A 14,257-nucleotide genomic window follows, 5' to 3' on the forward strand; every position below is an offset into this window, starting at 1 on the left:
GGCGTATATCTGAGCTTCAGATGCGAAATCCACGATGTGGTAGCCAACCCGTGGTAATAGGCGGTGGTCTGGTGGCCCAATGCCAAAGGATCGACCACGTTGCCACTGCGGCGGCGATACCAAATGCAAAGGAACTACCCGAAGGCGGTGTAAGGCCTGCGGAGTTTCAGTCAATAAAAGCCGACCAGATGTCACCAAAGCTGCCGCATTGAGCCAGTTCATCGAACATTGCATCTCCACAACCTCACTGGAAGCTTTGGCTACACAAAATGGTGTCAGTGCTTCAACAACGAAACGACGCTTTAGCTGGTGCTGGCTTGTAGATGTTCTCGACCTCATCGTCGGTCATACCGGGCGGATCTATGACCAAGTCTTTATCGACGGCACCTACACCGCCAACAGATGTTTAATCGTGGCCGGCACCCTAGACCACGTCATTGCCTGCCACTGGTGCAAGCGCGAAACCACCCATGCCTACACACAGTTATTGGAACGAATATCAGCGCCTTCAATCGCCGTCATTGACGGCGAGCAAGGAGCTGCTAGCGCCATCAAACAGTGCTGGCCTACCACTGTCATCCAACGCTGCCTGGTGCATGCTCAGCGTGTGGTACGCCGCTATACCACCTCACGTCCACGTACTGATGCTGGGTGCCCCATCTACCAACTGGCACCCAAACTCACACGCATTACCACTATCGACCAAGCCAGCCAATGGGGCGCACAACTGAATGGATTCGCCTCGGTCTACCGCACCTGGTTAGAGGAAAAGACCCTCGTCAAAGACCCCAAACAGTCCATTGAACGCATACGTTGGCCCATGCAAACGTGCGCAAGGCCTACAACAGCCTGGCGTAGCGACCTGCTGCTTGTCTACCTCACCCCGCCTGAAGGAGTCGTTGATACTCACGAATATAAGCCACCACCAATAGTCTCGAAGGCGGAATCAACCCCCAGTTGAAATTACTAGCGAGAACAAACCGCGGACGACGCGGAGAACGCCAACGCCGAATGCTCGAGTGGTGGCTCTATCTAAAAGCAGAACTACCCGACGAGCCACTACGCATCGCCAAGCAGTCCCACTGGGGCCAGGACCAACTCGCCAAAGTATCCATCCTGACCCACACCGAGAACCAAGCCGACCACGAAACAGGACGACCAGCCCTCTACGACAACGGTATCGACACCGAGTACACCCACTCAATCGGCATCCAAAAAGGCCAAATCCAATCCCAGCGACACGCCGAGCCAGACACACATTTTGACCCTTAAGCCAAGTTCTCCTCAAAACATCTCGTATCCCACAGGAAATTTTTATCTGGTACGCACGCTACAAGGCGAAACGGCGGAACTCGTGGTGCTATCACTGCTCCATCAATTTGATGGCTATGACCGCAAATAAAATCGGACTAGTCGCGTAGAACCACACCCGTGTCCACTCAATCAGATGTGGCAAGAGACGACCCCCGTAGGGCCATTCAGATTCATACCAATTCAATATAGCGAGACCATGATTGTACTGCGATCTTCAACTCTAGCTGTCGGCCTTTAGTTATAAGGACACTGTTCAAACAACCAACTCTAGTAAATGAACTACTGCGCTACCACGCGTTCATCACGTTCAGAACTTGAGGTTTAGAGCGATTAAGCTGATAACCAAATTGTTCCCAGTTGTGCAGGCCTTGGGCTGGGTAGCTTACAGTCGGATTTAGACCTTGCAGCCGCGCAGCACCTTCCCACACGTGAGTAGTCACGTTAGACCCGACCTCTAAGGCTGCCCCAGCGGCTTGATGCTCTGGCAGATAATGGCTGTCCCCAGGACCAGGAATACCAGAGGCCGAAGAAATATATAGATTAGTGTTACGCAATTGAGGGATCAGCAACAGCGGATCGTTTTGGAAACGCTTCGGATTAAACAGCGATCCGTACATTGCATTGATATTGAAGCCACCAGCATCCAACATAGCCAGACGCATGAACGTCTGTGCCCCCGGAACAGTGGTAGTCAAGAAACCGGAAAAAGACAGCGCTTGCCGGAATTGATTCGGGTGCTTCGCTGCCAGGGTTAGCGCGGCACCAGCGCCCATCGACAAACCCGCAATAGAGTTATTGTTACGTGCAACGCCGAAGTTTCGCTCCAGATAGCCTGGGAGTTCGCTGGTCAGAAACGTCTCCCATTTATAATTAACGGGGTTTGATAGATCGTAGGTCGCAGGCCCCTGCCAATCAGCATAGAAGGAAGCGGCACCGCCAACCGGCATAGCCAAGGTAATGTTGTGCGGCTCGTAGGTCCTTGCAGCATTGACGTCGTTTACCCACGCGTTGGTGCGATCGGTGGCACGGAGACCATCAAGCAAATAGAGGGCAGCATTGCCGCCGCGCTTTGCGGGCTGAATCTGTACCGGGATGGTGCGGCCCATGGCCTGGGACCAAACGTCACAGCGCTGGACCCACCAGGCAACCTTGTCCCACTCGCACGTACCAGTGGCGTCACGGCGCAGCCAGTCGCGGTTGGCTGCTTCTGCCGGCTGGGACCCCGCCACGACGGCTAGGCCCAAAGCTACGGCAACTGCCATGATGACTGAAAGGACGCGACCCTTGATGGAAGCAGTCATCTTTCTCCTCCAAACTACTCGGTGATTGTCACTAAGCTCTATCGTCCGAACCCTGTATATCGTTAACGTCACGGATCGATAACAATGTCACAGGTTAGTGTAACTTAGGTTGGCCCTAAAGTCTGCATTTGAAGGAATTAGTGCAGGTAGTCCGAGGGATCCGAGGAGAAGGCTAGGGTCCGCCCATCTGTCAGGGAGAATTTAATATTTTTCCAGAAACGGTCCCAAGTTAAAGGATCCCTGTAGGTAGCGAAGAGTTTCTGAAAATCGGCGTCGGCAAGAGCGGCGCGAGCCTTGGCAGCCTCGTACTTATCAATCCACGCAGGAACCTCGTCAATATCGACGGCAGAGTCTGCCACCTGCCATGACATGTCCAAGCTCTTGTCGTGCCCAATGCGCCCACCCTCGATGCGTGGCTGGCGCGCCGCCAAAGGATTGCTGAGTCCAATATTGTCCAGCACGCGAATATCCAGCGGTGCATTCATGGAAGAAAGGCCCAAATTGAGCAGGTAAACGGTGGGTGGGTCGGTGCGCGAGGGATCTGCGGGGGCCGCCGTCCACGAGAACCTATCTTCCCCCTTGATATAGCGGAAGGTCATGGCGTCGCCAGCCTCCAGCTCGTCGATACCCTCTTGGTAGTCCTCCATAAACTTGGCGCCGAGGAATTCTTCGGCTCGCCTGGGAGGATTCTCACGCTGGGTCGCGTTGGTCCAGAAATCGCGCTCATCCACGATGGAGATCTCGCCCTCGTAGATGCTGCGGTCCACCGGATGTCCGCGCAGAACGATAACTAGCGCCCATACCGCACAGAACACGGAGGCTATCCATACTCGAACGCTGACCACAAAAATGGGAAGCAGTGCCGCAAAAAGTGGGAGCAAAAGCATGCGACCATGCATGAAATCTCCGCCCACGCGCAGCACGTAGAGCGTGTGAATGAGCGCAGTGCCTTCAAAGAGATAAATAGCGGTGGCAGTAGAACGCACCGCGGTGGGGCGCAGATTTGCCTTCCATAGACCTGCCACGGCGAGCACGATAAGCGGCAGGAAGAGCCAGTATGGGCCGACAAAATCCGCCAGGTAGGTAAACCCCTTGCCCCATTCGGAACCGGCCGCAGACTTAGCCACGGCCGTGTGCGGGGTTAGTAGACCGTAGTAGCCCATGCGGAAAATCTCATAGGCCAACGGCAGCGGCACCGCGGCGGCAAGAATCTTCCACGAGCGGTGGGATACAAGAAGCACGATTCCCACCAGACCGCCGTATAAAGCGAGCTCTGGGCGCACCAGCCAGGACAATCCGGCCCAGAAGGCGAGCCAATAGGCATCGCTATTGCTCCCAGAGTGGCGGCGCGGGCGCGTCCAACGCAGCAAAAGCCGCCACAGCATAGCGAGATAGAAGATGCACAAGCCCCATTCCAGGCCAGAGGTAAAAAAGTCTCGGGCCGGCGGCAGGGCCAGATACACTAGCGCGCCGGCCGGAAGAACGGCGCCAGTGCGCATGCTTGCCGCAGCGCCCGTACCGACTACCATTGCCGCGACCGCCAGAATGAGCCCCAAGTAAATGGCGATGCCTTCTAGGTTTGCGTGGGTTACCCAGCGCACCAGGAAAATGAGGTACTGCCACAGCGTGGAGGTATTGGCCTCTACGCGTTCGCCCATATTGAACACGGGCCCATTTCCGGCTTCGAGGTTGCGCACGGTGCGCAGGACAATGAGTCCGTCATCGGAAATCCAGCGGCGCGCAAAACCGCCCCACAAAGATAAAACACCGATCACAAGAACGACCGCCGGGGTACTCCAGCGGGCGATACTCTTGTGGTCGGTGTTAAGCACGGGAAGAAAGTTTATCAGCCCCGCGGAAAATTTCTATATCGATTCAGCTGTGTCTAGAACAACGGCATGATATACACCGCCATGGCGATGCAAGCGAGCCAAGCCAAAGCGAGAACCTGCAAAGTGCGGTCCTCCAATGCAATCTCATCCGGAGCGCCACCCTGGCCGCGGTCCACATCGGCCGCATAGCGCAAGATGGCGATGGTAAACGGCACCATGGAGACTTGGTACCACACGCCACCGGTCTGGGCATCGTTAGCAAGCTCGAAGCCCCAGAGGGTGTAGCAGATAACCACCGCGGTGGCGGCTAGCGTCCACACGAAGCGCAGGTAGGTAGGCGTATAACCTTCCAGGGACTTGCGGATTTTCGCGCCGGTTTGCTCCACAAGAAGGATCTCCGAGTAGCGCTTGCCTGAGGCCATAAATAGCGAGCCAAAGGCCGCCACCAACAGGAACCACTGCGAAAGCTCGATGCCTGCAGCCACGCCACCGGCCATGGTGCGCAGCATGAAGCCGGAGGAAACCAGGGCGATATCAATCACCGGCATGTGCTTCCAACCGAAGCAATAGCCCAATTGCAACGCGATATAAATCGCCATCACAATTGCCAGCTGCGGGCCAGCGGTAGCAAGGAAGGATAGCCCGATGGACAAGCAGATGAGCACCACGGCCATGACATAGGCGAGCTTGATGGGCAGCACGCCGGAGGCAATCGGGCGGAAGCGTTTGGTCGGATGCTCCTGATCCTCGCGCCAGTCCTTCGCATCATTGATCAGGTAGATGGAGGAAGCGCCGAGGCAGAAGACGACGAAGGCCAAGAGGACATCGACAAGCACGCGGCCGTGAAATAGGGCATCGGCGCCGGCCGCGGCGGGGGCCGCCAGCACGAGAACGTTTTTGACCCACTGCTTGGGACGCAGGGCCTTAATCATGCCATCGACAAGATTCTTCGGCGGCTTGCGCTTGCGGCCGGTATCTACGCCAGAGGTGTGCGGTTCCGAATGGAAAAAGTGCTGGTTTCCATCATCACTCATGCTTCATTCCTTTCATCACGACCTCTGCGGTAGCAGCGCCGATGGCCGCACCCACTGCCGTATCTGTTGGGTAGTGCACTCCGAGGACCATACGCGATGCCATCATGACTGGCACGCCGAGAAGCGGCGCCTTGCAGCCGGTAAGGCGGCTCGCCGCCACCAGGAATGCAGTAGTCGAGGTCGCGTGCGAACTGGGAAAAGATAGCTTGGAGGGAGTCTTTACCCCCACGCGCACGTACGGATAATCGGGGCGCTTGCGGCGCACGATGCGCTTGAGCACCACGCTAGCGGCGTGCGCGAGAAAAGCAGCAGCGCCCACCCGGATCCAGCCCTCGCGGCGGCGCTTGTCGACGCCCGCCCCTACCGCAGCGCTGCCCATCCAGCCCAGGGCATGCTCGCCCCAGTGGCTGAGCCCGCGGGCGGTAGGAAGCACGCCGGGCACGTCAAAGGCCGCACCCTGGATGGATTCGAGGACGCGCGATTCTGCTACGGAAAGTTTATTGGGCATCAAAGACCTTCTTCCAGGACTCGCGCGAGGTCAGCTCCGGCTGCGCCGCACGGTATTCAGCGCGCAGGTCATCGAAGTTTTCCTCGATCTCCTTCAGTAGCTCGCGGGTCTGCGATACGAGGTCTTTGGCCAGGTCGCGGTCGCGCTTACGGAAGGCCACACCGGTGCCACCTGCGGTAGAGACGGTGGCAGAGTCCACGCGGGAAAGGGTAAACCACCGGGCCTCGTCCGGAGTGAGGTTAAGCTGAGGCGCCTCGTGGTGCGCAGCGTCTTCCTTGCTCACGAGGTGCTTGAGGCCCTTGATGGCCCACGGGATCTTCTTAATCTTGGCTAGGCGGCCGCCGATATTGCGCGTAGGCACACCCGGCGCGCCGGTGGGAGAGGGCAGCTCATCTGCGGATTCCAAAATGACAGCATCGGAATAGTTCTTGCGGATTTCCGCGACGCGCGGCAGCGAGGACTCCAGGATGTCAAAGAGATGGTCCGGCCCCGCTAGGAAGTCGCGCATAGCTTCAATCTGGATGGCCATGGTGGAGTATTCCATGCACATGGTGTGCTTGAGGGTGGACTTGAAGATGGACTTGGTAATGCCCTTGGCCGGTCCCTCGTGGTACATCGCGGCAACGATGAGGCGGTTGCGCAAGTGGAAATAGGCCTGCCAGTCAATGGCATCATCCTTATCGGCCCAAGCCATGTGCCAGATGGCGGCACCTGGCCAGGTCACCGTGGGGAAGCCATTGCGCGCCGCGCGCAGGGAATACTCGGTATCGTCCCACTTGATAAAGAGCGGCAGCGGCTGGCCGTTGGTTTCTGCCACAATGCGCGGGAAGAGGCACATCCACCAGCCGTTGTACTCCACGTCAACGCGGCGGTGCAGCGCGCGGGAATCGTACTTCTTGGGATCTAGGTGAGTTTCGCGGGTACCGATGGCGCGCAGCGGGTACTTGGCAAAGTCGTGGTCGTAGACGGCGTGCGGTGCCGCACCCCACATGAAATCGGCACGGTTGACGCGCTCGCCGGTAGTGCGCAGCTGGGAGCGCTCCTGCAGGTTAAGCATTTGGCCACCGACGATAATCGGCTTGGCAGCGTAACGGGCCGCTTGCACCGCGCGCAGCACGGAATCCGGTTCGATGGCGATGTCATCGTCCATATAAAGGATGAAGGGCGAATCGGTATTTTCCAGCGCCTCGTACATAATGCGGGAGTAGCCACCGGAGCCGCCTAGGTTGCCCTGGCGGAACTCGCGGAAGCGCTCACCAAAGTGAGCGACTGCCTCGTCATAGCCTGGCTCATCGGCAGGGTGCTGGTTGCCTTGGTCCGGCATGAGGACGAAGTCGATGATCTCATCGACTACTGGGTCCTCGGCCAATGCCTTAAGGGCTGCTACGGCATCGGTCGGGCGGTTGAAAGTGGGAATGCCTACCGCCACGCGCTTGTCTTGGGCCGGCTGCTCGGTGCCGTCCGGCAGCACCTGCGGGCCGGGGGCGTGGGGGGAGCACCAGGCGGCGTCGGCAAGCGTGGTGTCCTGCTCGGCGGTGATATCGAACCACAGCCAGCCGCCGTCTTCGAAGTTTTTGAGTGGCAGCTCGAACTCATGGTGGCCGGTGCTTACCAGGTGGTTGGCCACGGAAATGCGCTGGCCATCCTGCTTGGAGCGGTAGAGGGAAATATTTGCCTGGCCCTCAATGTCCAGGCTGAGGATAACGGAGCGCAGCTGGGACCAGCGGCGCCAATAGGAGGCCGGGAAGGCGTTGAAGTAGGTTTCAAAAGAGGCTTCCTCGCCGGCCGGGATGGTTACGGACGTGCGGTTAAACCAGCTGAGGCGTTCGCGGTTTTGCTCGGCCTCGATGAGGTAGAGCATCCGCACATCAAAGGGCTCGCCGCGCTTAGGCAGCAGAATGCGCTGCAGGGGCTCATGGGCCTGGGTGTTGTTGGCAGTCACGATAACTTCGATTCTCCAAACGGTATAAACAGTAGTCAGCGATTTAGCGTAGTTGCTTTTGCATAAGTACTACGGTTTACACGCGGAGCCCGTAAGATGGAACATCATGAGATGGGTTCCTTGCGCGGCAGTAGTAGGTCTTTTTGCTGCAGCTAGCGCACCCGCCGCCCTCGCGGAGGACAAGCCCGCGGTGGATTTTTTGGACCACGCCCAGATTCTAAGCTCTTCGGACGAAGAGGCCGTGAAATCACAAGCGCAGTCCATGCACCTTCCAGATTCCGTGCACGAGGTTGTCTACGCCACGTATCCGAATTCGGGCGAGGATTTTTCCCGCACCCTGTTGCATGACTTGGCGCGCGAGCACCCACAATTCATCGGCAACGGTGAGCTGCAGAAGAATGTACTCGTTATCGCCGTGGGCTTTGAACCCAATAGCATGGCCGTGCGCTGTGGCGCCCAAGTGTGCCGAGACATCAAGATTTATGACGCCGGCCGCGTGGACGGCATCCTGGATCAGATGCGGCCGGCGCTGGAGGACGATGACTATACCGTCGGCATGATCTTGGCCACGCGCGCCGTCGCGGATCCGACCGTGCGCCGGCAATCTGCGCAGGAGGCGCCCACGTGGTCTATGTTCATTGCCACCACGTCAGTGATCGTGGTCCTCGCCGCGGTGGGGCTCATTACTTACTTGCTCACCCGCCGCGCCCGCCTGCGCAAGCGCTTTGACTATATTGCGGGAGTTCGCGATAGCGCCGAGGAGCTCATCGAGCGCACGGAGGCGCGCATTAATGCCCTGCAATCCCCCTTGGCGGGCGATTCCCTCAGGGTCCAGTGGCGTTTCCTAGTCAATCAGTACACCGATGCGCGGCCGACGCTCAAGGCCTTAGAACACGTCCAGGACTTTTCCTCGCATGCCGCCTCCATCAAGGAGTCCTATAAGGCGCTCAAGCAGATCCATACGGCCGCAGCGCAGATAGATTCCCTGGAAAAATTCTGCGACGGCGATACTGCGGTACGCGCCGGCGAGACGCAATGGCTGCTTAACGACACCCAAACGGCCCTCTCCCGTCAACCCGACAACGCCAGCCTCCGCCAGATAACGCAGCGCATTAATGAGCTGTCCCAGGATCTGTCGCGGGAAGACTTCGACTCCGCCTTCGCTCGCATCCTCGAGGACTACCACCCCATGGTGGGCGCGCTGCCAGAAAGGCTATATCCACAGCGCGACCGCCAGACTCCCCCGCTCTTGGGCACGCCGGAATGGCGCCCCGGCATGGGCACGCACTATATGCCCTATAGGTTTGCGGGCTTCTGGGTGGCCAACAACAATGTCTCCTCCCAGCTACCGAACCCGTATCGCTTTTAGGCGTTAACCGGCTCAGTGACCGGATCAATGCCCAGCTTATTGAGCATGTAGAGCACGCGGGCTTCGAGGTCATCGGCCAATTCGCGCGCCTGCTCTACGGTATCCGCGGTAGGAATATCCCAGATTTTGATGTCTTTACCTGCCTCATCGCGTTCGACCTCACGGCCTAGGAACACGATATAATCCGGCATCGCTACCGTCCGCACCTCATCAAGGTACTTATTTGGAGCCTCACCCATACCGCGCTCGTTCATGACGTGGGCGAGGTGGCCTTCCGCTTCGTTTTCCGGGTGGGCAACGGCGGTATCTACAAAGAGGGCCTCGCCGGCGTGCTTGCGGGTCAGTTCCGCCGCAGCCTGGGCCAGCGCATTATTAGTACCGGCGGCAAAGCGGATATGAAGGCGGTGAGCGCCGAAGTATTCACGCACCTCACGCTCCACCAATAGCGGCACGAATTCTTCGAGCTCAGCCTTCTTGGTGTGCTTGGCAATAACCTCATCGAGCTTGGCATCGATTTCTGCGGCGGTGTACTCGTGGCCGTAGTTTTCGTGCAGATCCTGACGCAGGGTTTCAAACTGGTTCATTGTTATCCCCTTTCTCGGATTATTGTCCCGTTTGCTACGTGTTAACCTGACGTTAACTTTACAGGTTAACGGTGGGTTAAGTCAAACGGTTGGGTTAAACCCAATAGTTTTCTGCGCCGAAAATGCGGGAAGGCCCGCCGGGAGTTCCGGCAGGCCTTCTTGGACTGTTCCTTCTTTTTATCGGGAATGCGCGATGCACGGCTACGCAGTTTTAGATGCTCTTGCAGCCGCTCCGGCGACATTTTCCACATGCGGCGATCAGCCATACCGTCACCTCCTTCCTGTAGAGGTGATCAAGTTTAGTGGCCACGCTCCTGTTCGATAGCCTTGCCCTCGTTCCAGAATGGCGCGAGCTTATTATCAAACATGGACAGCGCAGAACCGATAGCCATGTGCATATCCAGGTACTGGTAGGTGCCCAAGCGGCCGCCAAAAAGAACCCTATTGTCCTTCGACTCCTGGGCGGCGAGCTTGCGATAGGCCTCCAGCTTAGTGCGGTCTTCCGGAGTATTAATCGGGTAATACGGCTCATCGCCTTTATCGGCGAAGCGCGAGTACTCCTTCATGATGACCGTCTTGTCCTTCGGATACTTATCCTTACGCTCCGGGTGGAAGTGGCGGAATTCATGGATGCGGGTGTAGTCCACGTCCGCATCGTTGTAGTTCATCACGGGCGTGCCCTGGAAATCGCCGGTGTCCAGCACCTCCAGATCAAAGTCGAGGGTGCGCCAGCCCAGCTCGCCCTCGGCAAAATCAAAGTAGCGGTCCAATGGGCCCGTGTAGACCACGGGCGCATCCGGAGACTCAGCGCGCAGCTCCTCACGAACCTCGAACCAATCGGTATCCAAACGGACCTCAATATTGTCGTGGTCAGCCATGTTTTCTAGCCATGCCGCGTAGCCGTCAACGGGCAGACCCTCATAGGTGTCATTGAAGTAGCGATTGTTGAAGGTATAGCGCACCGGCAGACGGGTGATATTCGCGGCCGGCAGCTCCTTCGGGTCCGTCTGCCACTGCTTAGCGGTGTAATCGCGAATAAAGGCCTCATACAGCGGGCGACCGATAAGGGAGATGGCCTTTTCCTCTAGGTTTTGCGCTTCTTCCGGTGAGAACTCGCCGGCCTGATCCTTAATGAGCTGGCGGGCCTCATCCGGGGAGTAGTAGCGGCCGAAGAACTGGTTAATAAGACCCAGGCCCATCGGGAATTGGTAGGCGGTGCCATCGTGCATAGCAAAGACGCGGTGCTGGTAATCGGTGAAATCGGTGAACTTATTGCAGTAGTCCCACACGCGCTTATTAGAGGTGTGGAAGAGGTGCGCACCGTACTTGTGCACCTCGATTCCGGTGGTGGGTTCAGCCTCGGAGTAGGCATTGCCGCCGAGGTGGTTGCGGCGCTCCACAATGAGCACCTTCTTATCCAGCTGACTAGCGGCGCGCTCGGCAACCGTGAGGCCAAAAAATCCAGAGCCAACAACGATGAGGTCATAAGAAGTCATGGCCCCCAGTTTATTGCACTTCGGCAACCGACACGGCGCAACGGCGTGTCGCAACAGGTTTCACAGAAGTCACAAACGTACCATCACAATCAATTCTTAACTTTTGGCAACCGTTTTAACAGCTGCACAACCCCAGGGAGATAACAGTGCAACAACGACGTCGACTAGTACCCAACAGGTCCAAGTGGTCCACCCCGGTCATTGCGGCAGTCACCTCTATCGCGCTCGCCGTGACCGCCGCATTCGGCGGCCAGCAGGTACTTAAGACCCAGGACTCCAACAATAGCGGCCCCATTGAGGTCAAAAACGCCTCCACCAGCTTCAGCGATGGCGAATCCATCGTCGTCGATGACCCCGCCGTAGCCGCGCAGGGCGACGGCGAAGGCCGCCGCGCGGTCAAGCAATTCCACCGCGACGAAACCTTCAACATGTTCGCCGTCACGTGGGAGGGCAAGCGCGATATCAACTCCTTCGTGCGCTCCAAGCAGCAGGATGGCTCCTGGAGCGAGTGGTTGCCCATGGATGCGATGAACTACTCCGAGGGCAAGAACGGCACCGAGCTCATCTTCGTAGGCGATACCAACGATGTTCAGGTCTCTATGGCCAACGTTGACCTCGTGACCGGATCCAACCTGGACAAGAAGGAAGACTCCCTCCTGGACAAAGCCGCTAAGGGCGCTGATGCACATCGCCCGGCACCGCTTGCCTACAACGTCGGCGAAATCTCCCCCGTGGCCGATGAGCGCACCCAGGTTGCGGATCTCGACGCCGTGTTTATCGACGGCAATGCCCAAGCCGGCGAAGCTATCGAACCCACCGCGGAAACCGCGGGTATGCCCAAGGTTGTCTCCCGCGCTGGCTGGGGCGCCGACGAGTCCAAACGCTGCCAGCAGCCGACCTACGACGATGGCTTGAAAGCTATGACCCTGCACCACACCGCGGGTACCAATAACTACACCCGCGCGCAGGCAGCGGCACAGGTTCGCGGCGCTTATGAATACCATGCACAGACCCTGGGCTGGTGCGATATCGGCTACAACGTGCTGGTAGATAAGTTCGGCACCATCTATGAGGGCCGCTATGGCGGTTTGGACAAGGCTGTACAGGGTGCCCACGTAGGCGGCTTCAATGCCAATAACTGGGGCATTTCCATGATTGGCAACTACGAGGAAACCGAGCCTTCCCGCGAGATGCTCAACTCCGTGGCCGAGATTGCGGGCTGGAAAGCAGCAATCTCTAACATCGATCCAATGGGCAAGGCTAGCTTGTACTCCGGCGGCTTCTACGGCTCCAAGTTCCCGGCTGGGACCATGGCCACCGTGCCGGCATTCGCGGGTCACAATGATTTCCACAACACCGCCTGCCCGGGTCAGTACACCATGCGCCACTGGGACGAAATCCGTAAGAACACCAAGCGCAAAGCGGATGCCATTAAGTCCGGTAAGAACAGTACGGATCTGAATTGGCAGAAGGCTCCTCAGCCCAATGCCCCCAAGAGCCCGCAGCAGGTGGGTGGGGACATCACCTCCTCGCTAGGCGACGTCGAGGTACCGGTCTCGACTATCTCCGCCCTCGCTGGAATCGCTGCCGCAGTCTTCGGCGTGCTCATCGCCAATGACCGCCTGCAGAAGCCTGATACCGATCAAAAGGTGGCGGGCAACCTGACCACCGGCGATATTCCGGAGATTGTCAATAAGGTCGTACAGGTTTCGAATAACGAAGGCCTCAAGGAGTCCTGGACCTCCGTCCTCAACGCTTTCGGCCCGGTGCTGGGCCTGGCAGTTGGCGGCCCGGATACGACCGATGGCGGCAAGATCCTCTACCAGCTCTTCCAGAATGGCGTGGTGCTCTCCTCTAAGGAGTCCGGTACCAAGGCTCTCACCGGTGAGATTGCCAAAAAGTGGTCCGAGGGCGATAATGCCTCCAAGCTCGGCCTGCCCACGTCCAATGAGGAGAAGAATGGCAAGGAAATCCGCGTGAAATTCCAGGGCGGCGAGATTGTCTACAACACCGAAACGGAAAAGGTAGACATCTTCACCGACTAGAACCAGCGCTCTAGCACCTTTGCCACGCCCGCCTGGTGGTTAGCAACGGTGACCGCATCCGCGGCCGCCTTAACCTCTGGGTGGGCGTTTTCCATGGCCACACCGCAGCCAGCCCAGCGCAGCATCTCAATATCGTTGGGCATATCCCCAAATGCGATCGTCTCCTGCTGGGCGACGCCGGTGTGCTCAGCCAACCATTCCACCCCGCGGCGCTTAGTCACATTGGGCGCGGCAACCTCCAGAATCCCTTCCTGCATGGAATACGTCAGGTGCGCGAGCTCCGGATCGATATGGGGCGCGATGAGCTCATACAGCTTCGGAGCGGAGTAGTCCGTATTGCGGATAAGAAATTTCACGGCAGGCTGCCCCACAAGCTCGCCCATGCTGACCACCCCGAAGCCTTCAAAGAGGGCGTTTTCGGAGTAGTGGCGTTCGACTACGAAGAGGTCCTCGACGGCGTCGCCAAGCGAGCCTCCTGCCCGCTCCGCTCCAAAGCCCACGGTACCCAACACCGTCTGGGCCACATCCACCACTTCTGCCAACGCTGCGGGTGAAAGCTCGTGGGCGGACATCACGCGGTCCTCCGCGGAATCGTAGAGCACCGCCCCATTCGAAGTCACACACACCGGGCGGACGGGAAGCTGCTCCAACACGGGCGCTATCCACCGGAACGGCCGGCCAGTGGAAAGCGCAAAATAGGCACCCTGTTGGACCGCCCGCGCCACAGCGTCACGATTGCGACGCGGGACACGGTGGTTGCGGTCCAGCAGGGTGCCGTCAATATCGCTCGCGATGAGGCGAGGAGCGCGGGCAGGGAAATTCTCCATACCCG

At 58.3% G+C, this 14,257-nt stretch carries 11 protein-coding genes and 1 pseudogene; 3 read left to right on the forward strand and 9 right to left on the reverse strand.

The window, feature by feature from the left end; genetic code table 11:
- Positions 1-79 precede the first annotated feature (79 nt).
- Positions 80-1,272, forward strand: a pseudogene (locus WMQ00_RS09445) (IS1249 family transposase).
- A gap of 329 nt (positions 1,273-1,601) precedes the next feature.
- Here the strand turns inward: WMQ00_RS09445 and WMQ00_RS09450 are convergent.
- From WMQ00_RS09450 to WMQ00_RS09470, 5 genes are all read right to left on the reverse strand, one after another.
- Complete coding sequence (locus WMQ00_RS09450; RefSeq protein WP_023020077.1) at positions 1,602-2,615, reverse strand: alpha/beta hydrolase; 1,014 nt, start codon at positions 2,613-2,615, stop codon at positions 1,602-1,604.
- Between the two features lie 137 nt (positions 2,616-2,752).
- The gene (locus tag WMQ00_RS09455) at positions 2,753-4,447 is read right to left on the reverse strand and encodes a hypothetical protein (protein ID WP_316360324.1); all 1,695 of its coding nucleotides are present in this window, start codon (positions 4,445-4,447) and stop codon (positions 2,753-2,755) included.
- 53 nt (positions 4,448-4,500) lie between these two features.
- The gene (locus WMQ00_RS09460; protein WP_023020079.1) at positions 4,501-5,481 is read right to left on the reverse strand and encodes a decaprenyl-phosphate phosphoribosyltransferase; all 981 of its coding nucleotides are present in this window, start codon (positions 5,479-5,481) and stop codon (positions 4,501-4,503) included.
- Positions 5,474-5,989: a phosphatase PAP2 family protein gene (locus WMQ00_RS09465; protein ID WP_023020080.1), complete on the reverse strand. Its 516-nt coding sequence runs from the start codon at positions 5,987-5,989 to the stop codon at positions 5,474-5,476. The genes WMQ00_RS09460 and WMQ00_RS09465 overlap by 8 nt, the downstream gene beginning before the upstream one ends.
- Positions 5,979-7,931, reverse strand: coding sequence for a glycosyltransferase (locus WMQ00_RS09470; RefSeq protein ID WP_340440983.1), 1,953 nt, complete (start codon positions 7,929-7,931; stop codon positions 5,979-5,981). Before WMQ00_RS09470 ends, WMQ00_RS09465 begins: the two co-directional genes overlap by 11 nt.
- A 106-nt stretch (positions 7,932-8,037) precedes the next feature.
- Here WMQ00_RS09470 and WMQ00_RS09475 point away from each other — a divergent pair, with 106 nt between their 5' ends.
- Positions 8,038-9,300 (forward strand): TPM domain-containing protein, encoded by a 1,263-nt coding sequence (locus WMQ00_RS09475; RefSeq protein WP_340440984.1) that lies wholly within the window; start codon positions 8,038-8,040, stop codon positions 9,298-9,300.
- On the opposite strand, the gene WMQ00_RS09480 is transcribed toward WMQ00_RS09475, so the two are convergent.
- The 3 genes from WMQ00_RS09480 to glf all read right to left on the reverse strand — a co-directional run bounded on the left by WMQ00_RS09480 (position 9,297) and on the right by glf (position 11,380).
- Positions 9,297-9,884: a three-helix bundle dimerization domain-containing protein gene (locus tag WMQ00_RS09480; protein WP_248099964.1), complete on the reverse strand. Its 588-nt coding sequence runs from the start codon at positions 9,882-9,884 to the stop codon at positions 9,297-9,299. The genes WMQ00_RS09475 and WMQ00_RS09480 overlap by 4 nt on opposite strands.
- A 65-nt stretch (positions 9,885-9,949) precedes the next feature.
- A complete protein-coding gene (locus WMQ00_RS09485) occupies positions 9,950-10,150 on the reverse strand; it encodes a hypothetical protein (protein WP_023020084.1) in 201 nt (66 codons plus the stop codon).
- Positions 10,151-10,183: 33 nt separating this feature from the next.
- Positions 10,184-11,380 carry a UDP-galactopyranose mutase gene (gene glf, locus WMQ00_RS09490; protein ID WP_023020085.1) on the reverse strand — a complete coding sequence of 399 codons (1,197 nt, stop codon included), beginning with the start codon at positions 11,378-11,380 and terminating at the stop codon, positions 10,184-10,186.
- 146 nt (positions 11,381-11,526) lie between these two features.
- Here glf and WMQ00_RS09495 point away from each other — a divergent pair, with 146 nt between their 5' ends.
- Entirely contained in the window at positions 11,527-13,425 is a 1,899-nt protein-coding gene (locus tag WMQ00_RS09495) for an N-acetylmuramoyl-L-alanine amidase (RefSeq protein ID WP_023020086.1), read from the forward strand.
- Here the strand turns inward: WMQ00_RS09495 and WMQ00_RS09500 are convergent.
- A complete protein-coding gene (locus WMQ00_RS09500) occupies positions 13,422-14,252 on the reverse strand; it encodes a Cof-type HAD-IIB family hydrolase (protein ID WP_023020087.1) in 831 nt (276 codons plus the stop codon). The two genes, WMQ00_RS09495 and WMQ00_RS09500, sit on opposite strands and share 4 nt — an antisense overlap.
- Positions 14,253-14,257 lie beyond the last annotated feature (5 nt).

Origin of the sequence: Corynebacterium sp. KPL2825 (assembly GCF_037908445.1) — a bacterium.
GTDB classification, from domain to species: domain Bacteria; phylum Actinomycetota; class Actinomycetes; order Mycobacteriales; family Mycobacteriaceae; genus Corynebacterium; species Corynebacterium kefirresidentii.

Coding starts and splice junctions, on each gene's coding strand:
- WMQ00_RS09450 (WP_023020077.1), bottom strand. CDS start 2,615: ATGACTGCTTCCATCAAGGGTCGCGTCCTTTCAGTCATCATGGCAGTT.
- WMQ00_RS09460 (WP_023020079.1), bottom strand. CDS start 5,481: ATGAGTGATGATGGAAACCAGCACTTTTTCCATTCGGAACCGCACACC.
- WMQ00_RS09465 (WP_023020080.1), bottom strand. CDS start 5,989: ATGCCCAATAAACTTTCCGTAGCAGAATCGCGCGTCCTCGAATCCATC.
- WMQ00_RS09475 (WP_340440984.1), top strand. CDS start 8,038: ATGAGATGGGTTCCTTGCGCGGCAGTAGTAGGTCTTTTTGCTGCAGCT.
- WMQ00_RS09480 (WP_248099964.1), bottom strand. CDS start 9,884: ATGAACCAGTTTGAAACCCTGCGTCAGGATCTGCACGAAAACTACGGC.
- WMQ00_RS09485 (WP_023020084.1), bottom strand. CDS start 10,150: ATGGCTGATCGCCGCATGTGGAAAATGTCGCCGGAGCGGCTGCAAGAG.
- glf (WP_023020085.1), bottom strand. CDS start 11,380: ATGACTTCTTATGACCTCATCGTTGTTGGCTCTGGATTTTTTGGCCTC.
- WMQ00_RS09500 (WP_023020087.1), bottom strand. CDS start 14,252: ATGGAGAATTTCCCTGCCCGCGCTCCTCGCCTCATCGCGAGCGATATT.